The following is a 1,445-nucleotide window of genomic DNA, read 5'->3' on the forward strand; positions in this document are numbered from 1 at the left end:
TTATCAAAGGATTAATTATTGGACTTAGTATCGCAGCCCCTGTTGGACCTATTGGAGTTTTATGTATGCGACGCACACTGGCGCATGGGAAATTTATTGGTTTTATGTCGGGTTTAGGTGCAGCAACAGCTGATGGTCTGTATGGGATGATTGCTGGACTCGGCTTAACACTTATAACTAATTTTTTAATTGAACAACAAGGATGGATTCATTTTATTAATGTTCGGTTTATGGTCTATGTACAGTCTAGTTAAAGGATTTTTTAATTAAAATAAAAGGTCTTAAACTATCGTTTCAAATTTTGTCTTTGCAAGAAATATGTTTTTTAAATATATGATTTAGCTTATGGATACCTAGGTTCGGGAAGGATTAGTCTTTGAATTTCACATACCGTATTTTTACTAAAAAATAGGAAAACCAAAAAGTAATGTCGAATATATCATGAGTGATAATAGGTAGTAAAGAATATATGTAACAATAAACTAATAGGAGAGATACATATGGAACCAGTAGAGGTAGCTAAACAAATTCTTGTATCCCATTTTCCAAATTGTGACGCGGCTCTTTTAGGCGGAAGCATTGCAAGGGGAGAAGGAACAAAAACTTCGGATTTGGACATTATCATTTTTGATAGTACGCTTTCTTCAGCGTATCGTGAATCTTTCATAGCTTACGGATGGCCGGTAGAAGTATTTGTACATAATTTTACATCTTATAAAGACTTTTTTGCGAGCGATTGTAAACGTGGCCGTCCTTCATTACCGCAGCTCGTTGTAGAAGGAATTGTGTTAAAAGATATAAAAGGCATTATTCCATCTATAAAGAAAGAAGTGCAGCAACTATTAGAAAAAGGACCTGAACCTTGGACAAAAGAAATGATACAACAAAAACGTTATTTTATTACGGATGTGTTAGACGATTTTATTGGTGCAACAAAACGAGAAGATCAATTGTTTATCGCAAATCATCTTGCGAATCTTGTTCATGAGTTTATTTTGCGAATGAATAATTGTTGGACGGGACACTCGAAGTGGTTCATGAAAACCTTAAAGAAATATGATGAAGAGGTTGCTGTAGAGTTTGTATCAGTATTTGAACAGTTTTATAAAACGGGAGAGAAGGAGCAAGTTATTGTATTTGTGAATGGTATTTTAGATAAGTACGGAGGTCGTCTTTTTGAGGGGTTTTGTATTGGGAAGGTTGAAAAGTAATGGGTCTTAATAAACTTTTGATAAAGGATATCCCACAACTCATTCCTTCTTCTGTAGAAATAGGTCTGTATTTATATGATACCAAAACAAAGGAAACTTTATGTATAAATGAAAATAAAAAGTTCCCTTTAGCGAGTTTGGCAAAATGGATTGTAAGTAGTATTGCCTTTCAGAAAAATGAGTATATAGCACCAATATCTATCAAAGAGTCTATTAGTAAACATTCGAGAGAAG

The 1,445-nt window shown here is 34.0% G+C and carries 1 protein-coding gene and 2 pseudogenes; all 3 read left to right on the forward strand.

Translation table 11 applies throughout. From position 1 onward, the window contains the following. Positions 1 to 254, forward strand: a pseudogene (locus V7024_RS21725) (LysE family translocator); the annotation flags it as partial. Between the two features lie 246 nt (positions 255 to 500). Further along, on the forward strand, positions 501 to 1,211 hold the full coding sequence (locus V7024_RS21730) for a nucleotidyltransferase domain-containing protein (protein ID WP_335523816.1): 711 nt from the start codon (positions 501 to 503) through the stop codon (positions 1,209 to 1,211). Then, positions 1,211 to 1,445: pseudogene (locus tag V7024_RS21735) on the forward strand (hypothetical protein); the annotation flags it as partial. The gene V7024_RS21730 and the pseudogene V7024_RS21735, both read left to right, overlap by 1 nt.

Source organism: Bacillus sp. JJ864 (assembly GCF_036963045.1).
Lineage (GTDB): Bacteria > Bacillota > Bacilli > Bacillales > Bacillaceae_G > Bacillus_A > Bacillus_A pseudomycoides_C.